This window comes from Micrococcus sp. EYE_212 (genome assembly GCF_023147585.1).
GTDB lineage: Bacteria > Actinomycetota > Actinomycetes > Actinomycetales > Micrococcaceae > Micrococcus.
The window spans coordinates 1-9114 of sequence record NZ_JAHXOZ010000027.1; the positions used below are offsets into that span (position 1 = coordinate 1).

8 protein-coding genes and 3 pseudogenes are annotated in these 9114 nt (G+C 73.7%); 10 read left to right on the forward strand and 1 reads right to left on the reverse strand.

The features are described from left to right. The 10 genes and pseudogenes from KZX60_RS11690 to KZX60_RS11735 all read left to right on the forward strand — a co-directional run. Positions 1-119, forward strand: a pseudogene (locus tag KZX60_RS11690) (IS30 family transposase); the annotation flags it as partial. A 1-nt stretch (position 120) separates the two neighbouring features. Further along, positions 121-1722 (forward strand): annotated as a pseudogene (locus tag KZX60_RS11695) (prolyl oligopeptidase family serine peptidase); the annotation flags it as partial. Positions 1723-1970: 248 nt separating this feature from the next. After that, positions 1971-2189, forward strand: a complete 219-nt coding sequence (locus KZX60_RS11700) for a hypothetical protein (RefSeq protein WP_248118557.1) — start codon at positions 1971-1973, stop codon at positions 2187-2189. 183 nt (positions 2190-2372) lie between these two features. Further along, entirely contained in the window at positions 2373-3176 is an 804-nt protein-coding gene (locus tag KZX60_RS11705; RefSeq protein WP_248118558.1) for a hypothetical protein, read from the forward strand. Beyond that, positions 3173-3664 carry a phage holin family protein gene (locus KZX60_RS11710; RefSeq protein ID WP_248118559.1) on the forward strand — a complete coding sequence of 164 codons (492 nt, stop codon included), beginning with the start codon at positions 3173-3175 and terminating at the stop codon, positions 3662-3664. The genes KZX60_RS11705 and KZX60_RS11710 overlap by 4 nt, the downstream gene beginning before the upstream one ends. Then, a complete protein-coding gene (locus KZX60_RS11715) occupies positions 3661-4368 on the forward strand; it encodes a DUF3618 domain-containing protein (RefSeq protein WP_248118561.1) in 708 nt (235 codons plus the stop codon). Before KZX60_RS11710 ends, KZX60_RS11715 begins: the two co-directional genes overlap by 4 nt. Positions 4369-4607: 239 nt before the next feature. Then, the gene (gene panC / locus KZX60_RS11720) at positions 4608-5489 is read left to right on the forward strand and encodes a pantoate--beta-alanine ligase (protein WP_248118567.1); all 882 of its coding nucleotides are present in this window, start codon (positions 4608-4610) and stop codon (positions 5487-5489) included. Continuing rightward, complete coding sequence (locus KZX60_RS11725; RefSeq protein WP_248118562.1) at positions 5486-6238, forward strand: DNA-3-methyladenine glycosylase; 753 nt, start codon at positions 5486-5488, stop codon at positions 6236-6238. Before panC ends, KZX60_RS11725 begins: the two co-directional genes overlap by 4 nt. 72 nt (positions 6239-6310) lie before the next feature. Beyond that, complete coding sequence (locus KZX60_RS11730; RefSeq protein WP_248118563.1) at positions 6311-6790, forward strand: SRPBCC family protein; 480 nt, start codon at positions 6311-6313, stop codon at positions 6788-6790. Between the two features lie 106 nt (positions 6791-6896). Then, entirely contained in the window at positions 6897-8882 is a 1986-nt protein-coding gene (locus tag KZX60_RS11735) for a M13-type metalloendopeptidase (RefSeq protein WP_248118565.1), read from the forward strand. Positions 8883-8967: 85 nt separating this feature from the next. On the opposite strand, the pseudogene KZX60_RS11740 reads toward KZX60_RS11735, so the two are convergent. After that, positions 8968-9114 (reverse strand): annotated as a pseudogene (locus KZX60_RS11740) (IS110 family transposase); the annotation flags it as partial.

The following is a 9114-nucleotide window of genomic DNA, read 5'->3' on the forward strand; positions in this document are numbered from 1 at the left end:
CAGTCGCGTACACGCTGAACAACAGGCCCAGGAAGGTCCTGGACTGGAAGACTCCCGCGGAGGTCTTCGCCGAGCAGCTACGCTCGCTCTCAACGCACGGTGTTGCAACGACCGGTTGAACCCGCCCGCTACTGGGACCACGACCTCGGCCCCGCCCGCCCCGAGCTCTTCCTCCTCGAGGACGGCCCGGACCCGCAGGGCGTCCCGGAGTCGGACGCCAGCGACGACGGCGCCGCCCCCGCCGACGACGCCGCGCACCACCTGCGCCACCTCACCGGCGTCGACCGCTCCCATGCCTTCGGCCTCGGCGCCGAGGTGGCCCCGGACGGCTCGTTCCTCCTCACCGTCGTGGCCACGGCTGAGGCGCGCGGCAACGTCCGCGAGGGCAGGGTCGCGCGGATTGAGCTCCCCACCGGCGAACACCGCGTCCTGCACGACGTCCCCGGCGAGGACGCCCACGTCGGGCCCGTCAGCCACGACGGCACCCGCGCGATCCTGACCCGCACCCCGGACTCCACGCCGGACTCGGCCGTGGCGCCCCAGCTCTTCCTCCTGGACACGGCCACCGGCGAGACCACCCCGCTCGCCCACGACTGGGATCGCTGGGCCGACGTCGTCGCGTGGCTGCCGGACGACTCCGCCGTCATCGCGCTCGCGGACTCCGACGGCCGCCGCCCGGTCTTCCGCATCGACGTCGCCACCGGCGAGGTCACCCAGGTGACCCACGCGGACGAGGCGTGGTCCGACATCGTGCTCTCCCCGGACGGGACCACGGCGTACGGCGTGCGCTCCTCCTACCTCTTCCCGCCTGAGGTGGCGCGCCTGGACCTCGTCACGGGCGAGGCCGAGCGCCTGCGGAACCCCGCGGAGCGCCCGGAGGTCCCGGGCCGCCTCGAGGACGTCGAGGCCACCGCCGACGACGGCGCGCGCGTGCGCGGCTGGCTCGCCCTGCCCGAGGGTGCGGCCCCCGACGGCGGCCACCCGCTGCTGCTGTGGATCCACGGCGGCCCGCTCGGCTCGTGGAACGCGTGGAGCTGGCGCTGGACGCCGTGGATCGCGGTGGCCCAGGGCTACGCGGTGCTCATGCCGGACCCCGCGCTCTCCACGGGCTACGGCCAGGAGTTCGTCCAGCGCGGCTGGGGCCGCTGGGGTGCCGAGCCGTTCACGGATCTCATGGCCATCACGGACGCCGTCGAGGCGCGCCCGGACATCGACTCGACCCGCACCGCCGCGATGGGCGGCTCCTTCGGCGGCTACATGGCCAACTGGGTCGCCGGGCACACGGACCGCTTCCGGGCGATCGTCACCCACGCGTCGCTGTGGGCGCTGGACGGCTTCGGCCCGACGACGGACGCCGCCTTCTACTGGGCGCGCGAGATGAGTCCGGAGATGCAGGAGGCGAACTCGCCGCATCGGTTCGTGGGGGACATCGTCACGCCGATGCTCGTGATCCACGGGGACAAGGACTACCGCGTGCCGATCGGGGAGGGGCTGCGCCTGTGGTCCGAGCTGCTCGCGAAGTCCGGGCTGCCCGCGGCGGAGGACGGCTCCACCGTTCACCGCTTCCTCTACTTCCCGCAGGAGAACCACTGGATCCTCGCGCCGCAGCACGCGAAGGTCTGGTACGAGGTGGTGCTCGGCTTCCTCGCGCAGCACGTGCGCGGCGAGGACGCGCCGGCGGTGCCCGATGTGCTGGGGCTGGGGCGGCCGACGGCGGGCTGACCCTGCTCAGCCGGAGGCCGGGCCGGCGTCCCGGATTCGTCGCGCTGGGCGGCCGGCGGCCGGGCCGGCGTCATGCGGGCAGGGGGAATGGGAGGGTCCGCTCCCTCCGCGCGGAAGGAGGAACCCCATGACCTCCCGGATCCCCTCCTCCCCGCCCGGCCCCCTGTGCCGCTCGCGGAGGCAGGCACACACGCCGCTTCGCCATGTCGTAGCGGCGTGTATGCCTGCCTCCCGATGAGGGGCCCGCGTTGCCCCGGTCACACCTGGCCGGATGGAGCGGGCGGCATGACCTCGCCCGCGGCGCCGTGGCCCTCGCGGTCGCCGTGGCCGTGAGCGCCCCGCTGGCCGCCCCGCCCGTCGCCGCTCCCTCCTCCCAGGCCCCGGCCCACGCCGCTCACGCCCAGATGGCCGAGAAGGAGGAGCACCCGGGCCAGGGCAAGGGCCACGGCATCCGCCGCGGGCGCTGACTCCCTTCAGGCCAGGGGGCGGCGTGCGGCAGACGCGGCGTGCCGCCCCTCGCCGTCAGCGGAGGATGATTCCGCGCCGGGGAGCCCTTCCCGCTTCCTTCGGGACCCCCTAGGCTGACCGCAAGTCGTCGCATCCGCGTCAAAGGGCGGGCACGACGTGAGCAGAACAAAGGAAGGGAAGTCATGGCGAACAAGAACAACACGTCGCACAACGCCCAGAACGGCGCCCACGCGCCGCAGGGCGAGGACTCGGCCGCCAAGCGCAGGGCCGAGGAGACCGCCGCCGAGGCCAAGGGCCAGGCGAAGAACGTCGCGCAGGACGCCAAGGGCGCCGCGCAGGACCTGGCGCAGACCGCTCAGCACGAGGCCGGCGAGGTCAAGGACGCCGCCGTGCAGCAGGTCAAGTCCCTCGCGGGCACCGTGCAGGAGCAGGTGACCGGCCAGGTCGGCACCCAGCACGAGCGCCTCGCCACCCAGGCCCGCTCCGTCACGGATGACCTGCACCGCGTCCTCTCGGGCCAGCAGCCCGAGTCGGACATGGTCCGCCAGGCCGTCACCGCCGTCGCCGACCGCGCCGAGTCCCTGACCCAGCGCCTCGAGACCTCCCAGCCCCAGGACCTCCTGCGGGACGTGCGCGGCTTCGCCGCCCGCAAGCCCGGCACCTTCCTCGCCGTCGCCCTGGGCCTCGGCGTGGTGGCCGGCCGCCTGACCCGCGGCATGCGCGACGCCGAGCAGCCCGAGCTGACCTCGGGCCGCGACGACCGTGCCCCCCAGCACCGTCGCGAGATGGAGCCCATGGGCGTGCAGGGCGATGTCGCCCCCCACCACATCTCCTCCAGCATCCCGGCCCACACCGGCGACGACGCCCCCCGCGACTCCGACCTGCCCCGCGGCACCATGCCCGTGCCGCAGGTCGACCCGGTGACCGGGATGCCCGTCTCCGCCACGGATCCGTTCGACCAGACCCTTCCCGGGGGCCGCGCATGAGCACGGCCCACGAGACGCACGGACCCGCTCCCGCGGCCGGCAGCACCACCACGGGACACATCGCCGGGGCCCACACCCCCGCGCCGACGCAGGCGGAGGCCCGCGCCGAGCACGAGTCGCTCGGCGAGATGTTCGCCTCGTTCTCCGCGAAGCTCTCCACGCTGGTGAGCCAGGAGATCGCGCTGGCCAAGGCCGAGGCCACCGACTCGGCCAAGAAGGCGGGCAAGGGCGCCGGAATGCTGGCGGGCGCTGCCGTCGCCGGCTTCTTCGTGCTGATGTTCCTCTCGATGGCCCTGATGTACGGGCTCGGCGCGCTCATGCCCCTCGGCTGGGCGGCGCTGATCGTGGCCGTCCTGTGGGGCATCGCCGCCGCTGTGCTGGCCTCCATGGGCAAGAAGCACCTCGACAAGATCAAGGGTCTTCCCCAGACCCAGCAGACGCTTCAGGAGATCCCCGAGACCCTGAACCCCGCGAAGGAGACGCGATGACCACGAGCAACAACCCCGATGAGATCCGCGCCGAGATCGAGCGCACCCGCTACGAGCTGGGCCAGGACGTCGACGCGCTGGCCGAGAAGGTCAGCCCCACCAAGGCCGTGAGCCGCCAGACTGAGCGCGTGAAGCACGGCGTGAAGGACGGCCTTCAGTCCGTCAAGGAGAACATCATGGGCACGCCCGACCACCACACCTCCCCGTCCGCCACGGACCGAGCCCGCTACGCGGCCGCGGACGCGCGCAGCACCGCCCATGATGTGGCCGACCAGGCTCGTGGCACTGCCCACGACGTGGCGGATCAGGCCCGTGACTGGGCAGACGACGCCCAGCACGCCGTCCGCCAGGCTCCGGCCCAGGTGCGCGGCCGCACTGCCGGCAACCCCCTCGCCGCCGGCCTGATCGCCTTCGGCGCCGGCATGCTGGTCAGCGCGCTCATCCCGGCCTCCGAGGTCGAGCAGCGCGCCGCCGAGCGCGTGAAGGACCAGGCCGCCCCGCTGGTGGACCAGGCCAAGCACGTCGCGCAGGAGATGGGCGAGGACCTCAAGCCCCTGGCCCAGGACGCCGCGCAGTCCGTCAAGGATGCCGCCGCCGACGCCGCCGACCACGTGAAGGCCGAGGGCGCCGACAAGGCCCAGGGCCTGAAGGCGGAGTCCGCCGACGCTGCCCAGCAGGTCAAGGGGACCGCCAAGAACGCCTGAGTCGCGTTCCACACCACCCCGCGCAGAGGCCTCCGTCGACCACATGTCGGCGGGGGCCTCTGCGCGTCCGCGCCGGGCGGGCGGGCTGTCCGGCCTCCAGCCCCGCCGCTCGCGCCCCTAGACTCGCCTGCGTGAATGCCGCGTCTCGCCCCTCCGCACCGACCGCCTCCGCGCAGCCCGCCTCTGCACCGTCCGGCTCCTCCGCGCTCACGACGACGAAGCACGCCTTCCGCGCCGGGCTGGCCGCCGCCGTCGATCGCGCCGAGGACGCCGGAGCCGCCGCGGCGACCGTGGGTCTGGTGCCCACGATGGGCGCCCTCCACGACGGGCACGCCGCCCTCGTGCGCCGCGCACGCGCCGAGAACGACGTGGTCGCCGTCAGCATCTTCGTGAACCCCCTGCAGTTCGGGGACCCGGCGGACCTGGAGCACTACCCCCGCACGCTCGAGGCGGACCTGGAGCTGCTCGCCGAGGCGGGAGCGGACGTGGTCTTCGCGCCCAGCACGGCGGAGATGTACCCCGGCTTCCCGGACGCCCCCCTCGTCCGGGTGACGGCGGGCCGGATGGGGACCGTCCTCGAGGGCGCGTCCCGCCCGGGGCACTTCGACGGCGTGTGCACCGTGGTGGCCAAGCTCTGGAACCTCGCCCGCCCGCCGCGTGGGGGCGTGCTGCGCAGCTACTTCGGCCAGAAGGACGCCCAGCAGGTCGCCGTGCTGCGGCGTCTCGCCCACGACCTCGACGTCCCCGTGGAGGTGCGGGCCGTCCCGATCGTCCGCTCCGCGGAGGGGCTGGCGCTCTCGAGCCGCAACGCCCGCCTCTCGGACGAGGAGCGCGTCTCCGCCCTCGTGCTCAGCCGGGCGCTGCGCTCCCTCGCGGAGGCTGCGGACGAGGAGACGGTGATCGACGTGGAGGCGGCGCGCCAGATGGTCCGGGACGAGCCCGGAGTCACCCTCGACCACCTCGTGGTGGTGGACCGGGGGACCCTCGAGGAGCTCGGTGCGGAGCTGCTGTGCCAGCCGCTGCGCCGGGACGCCCTCGCGCTCGTGGCCGCGCAGGTGGGCCCCGTGCGCCTGATCGACAACATGGTGCTGTCCGCCCCGGGCGCCTCGCCGGCCGCATGAACCGCGCCGAGCTGTCCGCCCTGTTCGAGGCCCACCCCACCGCGCTGGCCGAGGGCCTGCTCGGCTGCCGCCTCACCGTGGTCGCGGCGGACGGCGCGGTGACCGTGCGCCTCACGGAGACGGAGGCCTACGGGGACGCCGGCGTCGACCCGGGCGCCCACTCGTTCCGCGGGCGCACCGAGCGCAACGCGGCGCTGTTCGGGCCCGTGCGTCACACCTACGTGTACCTGAACTACGGCATCCACAAGTGCCTGAACTTGGTGGGCCACCCCGCGGACCAGGCCGGAGGCGTCCTGCTGCGTGCCGGGGAGGTCGTGGACGGGCGGGGGCTCGCCGTCGGACGCCGCGGCCGGGACACCGCCGTGAAGCTCCTCTCCGGCCCCGGCAACCTGGGCCAGGGGCTGGGCATCACGCTCGCGATGGGCCACGCGCCCGTGGAGCTTGTCGACGACGCCCCGCCCGCCGACTCGGTCTCCCTCGCCGAGGGACCGGCCGCAGACCAGACGATCGCGGCCCCGGGCGCGCCCGCCGACGCCGTGCGTCCGGCCCGCTTCCTCCTCGCGCCCCCGCCGCCGGGGCAGGGCCGCGCCGAGGTGCGGCGCGGTCCGCGCGTCGGGGTGTCCGGGGAGGGCGGGTCCGTGCGCTTCCCGTGGCGCTTCCACCTCGCGGGCGAGGCCAGCGTGTCGGCCTACCGGGCCGGCCGGAACGTGCCGCCCCCCGGGCCGTCCGCGCCGTCCGCGGGGAACTGACGGGGGGCGGGGAACTGACGCGGGGCGGGCAGGCCTTGTCGCCCGCCCCGCGTCAGCGCCTACGGTGAGGGCATGAACAAGAACGAGACGCCCCAGGGCGAGAAGCAGATCACCGTCACCCGCACCATCGACGCCTCCGCCAAGGACATCTTCGACGTGCTGACGCTGCCGTCGAACCACTCGACGTTCGACGGCTCCGGCATGGTGCGCGCGGATGACAAGTCCCAGCGCATCCAGAAGGTGGGCGACGTGTTCACCATGAACATGCACGCCGAGCACATGGGCGGGGACTACCAGACCGACAACCACGTGGTGGCCTACGACCAGAACAAGCTCGTGGGCTGGAAGACCGCCCCCGCCGGCACCGAGCCCAAGGGCTGGGAGTGGGTGTACTCCCTGCAGGACAACGGCTCGGGGAGCACCGACGTGACCCTGACGTACGACTGGAGCGACGTCACGGATCCGGAGCTGCTCGCCAAGAACCTGTTCCCCGTAGTGAGCGAGGAGCAGCTGGAGGAGTCCCTCGCGAAGCTGGCCTCGGTCGTCGCCTGAGACCCCCTTCCCCGACGTGCGGCCCGGGCCGGCGGCTAGAGTGCGGAGCAGATCCGCCAGCTGCCCGCCCGGGCCGCTGCTCGTTCTGGACCCAGGAGACGCCGCCGTGACCGCAGACCCCGCCACCGCCCCCTCGCCGCGCGAGGACCTCTACCGCCATGTGAACGGGGAGTGGCTGGCCACCCACGAGATCCCCGCCGACCAGGGCGCGTTCGGCGCGTTCCTGGAGCTGCGGGAGGCCGCCGAGCTCGCGGTGCGCCATCTGTGCGAGGACGCCGTACGGGAGACGGGGGCGGATGGCCCCACCTCGTCCGGTTCCGAGGAGGACGCCCCCCGCAAGCGCCGGATCGCGGCGCTCTACGCCTCGTTCATGGACGAGGAGACCGTGGAGGCGCGGGGCCTTGAGCCGATCGTGGGAGACCTGGCCGCCATCGAGACGGTCTCCACCGCGGAGGAGCTCCTCACCCTCTCCGGCCTGCTGCAGCGTCAGGGCGTCTCCGGGCTCGTGAACACCGGCGCCCTGAACGACGCGGGCGCGCCGGAGCGCATGCTCCTGCACCTGCTGCAGGGTGGGCTCGGCCTGCCGGACGAGTCCTACTACCGTGAGGAGGCCTACGCGGAGATCCTCGCCCAGTACACGGCGCACGTCGGCACCCTGTTCGCGCTCGCGGGCATCGGCGGCGACGAGGCCGAGGCGGTGGCCGTGGGCGAGCGCGTGGTGGCCCTCGAGGCGCGCATCGCCGCCCTGCACTGGGACGTGGTGCGCAGCCGGGACGCGGTGGCCCGCTACAACCTCATGACCCGCGAGCAGCTCCTGGAGCTCTTCCCGCTCGCCGCCGCGTGGCTCGAGGGCGTGGGCGCCCACGGTGCCCGCGCGGACGAGGTGGTGGTGTGGCAGCCGGACTTCCTCTCCGGCGTCCAGGGCCTCCTGGCGGGCGAGGACGCCGCGGACCTGGAGGACTGGAAGCACTGGCTGGAGCTGCAGGTGCTGCGATCCTTCGCGGCCGTCCTGCCGGACCCGTTCGTGCAGGAGAGCTTCGCCTTCTACGGCCGGCGGCTGGCGGGCAGCGAGGAGGTCCGCCCCCGCTGGAAGCGCGCCGTGGCCTTCGTCAACGGGGGTGTCGGCGACGACGTGGGCCGCCTCTACGTGGCGCGTCACTTCCCCGCCGGCCACCGCGAGGCCATGGACGAGCTCGTGGAGCTGCTGATGGAGGCGTACCGTCGCTCCATCTCCGGGCTGGAGTGGATGGGGGAGGAGACCCGCCAGCGGGCCCTCGAGAAGCTCGCGATGTTCCGGCCCATGGTGGGCTTCCCGGAGACGTGGGTGGACTACTCCGCCCTCGAGGTCGACGCGGGGGACCTGGTGGGCAACAGCCGCGCCCTCGCCGCCTTCGGCTGGGAGCACGACCTCGCCAAGATCGAGGAGGGGCCCGATCCCCGCGAGTGGCACATGACCCCGCAGACCGTGAACGCGTACTACTCGCCTCTCGAGAACGCGATCGTCTTCCCGGCCGCCATCCTGCAGCCCCCGTTCTTCGACCCCGAGCGCTCGATGGCCGCCAATCTCGGCGCGATCGGCGCCGTGATCGGGCACGAGATCGGCCACGGCTTCGACGACCAGGGATCGCAGTACGACGGCGCCGGGCGCCTGCACGACTGGTGGACGCCCGAGGACCGCGAGGCCTTCGCGGACCTCACGGCCCGGCTCGTGCAGCAGTACAGCGCCCTCAGCCCGGCTGAGGCGCCGGACCGCTCCGTGAACGGCGAGTTCACCCTCGGGGAGAACATCGGCGACCTCGGCGGGCTGGGCATCGCCCACCGGGCGCTGGAGATCTGGCGCGATGAACGGGACGGCGCCTCCCAGGACGCCGCGGCGGGCGACCGGGAGTTCTTCGCGGCGTGGGCCGCCGTGTGGCGCCAGCTCACCCGACCGGAGACCATGGTCACCCGCATCGCCTCGGACCCGCATTCGCCCAACGAGTTCCGCTGCAACCAGGTGGCCCGGAACATCGACGCGTTCCACGCGGCCTTCGGCACGCGGGAGGGCGATCCCATGTGGCTGGACCCGGAGGACCGCGTCCTCATCTGGTGAGGCCCGGCCCCGCGCGTCGGGGCCGCCCACTCATGACGGCGCCCGCCGCCCCCCTGCTCGGGGGGGGGTGCCTCTATGGTTTTCGTCAAGCCGCGAGAGCGACTGATGATGGTGCTGGCGGGGCGGTCGGATCTTGATACAGGGTGCCATCGCGGAGCATCGCGTAAAGCACGTCGGTGCGGCGCCGGGCCAGCGCAATCAGCGCCTGGTTGTGGCGTTTGCCCTGGGCTCG

Coding starts and splice junctions, on each gene's coding strand:
- KZX60_RS11730 (WP_248118563.1), top strand. CDS start 6,311: ATGAACAAGAACGAGACGCCCCAGGGCGAGAAGCAGATCACCGTCACC.
- KZX60_RS11710 (WP_248118559.1), top strand. CDS start 3,173: ATGAGCACGGCCCACGAGACGCACGGACCCGCTCCCGCGGCCGGCAGC.
- KZX60_RS11725 (WP_248118562.1), top strand. CDS start 5,486: ATGAACCGCGCCGAGCTGTCCGCCCTGTTCGAGGCCCACCCCACCGCG.
- KZX60_RS11715 (WP_248118561.1), top strand. CDS start 3,661: ATGACCACGAGCAACAACCCCGATGAGATCCGCGCCGAGATCGAGCGC.
- KZX60_RS11705 (WP_248118558.1), top strand. CDS start 2,373: ATGGCGAACAAGAACAACACGTCGCACAACGCCCAGAACGGCGCCCAC.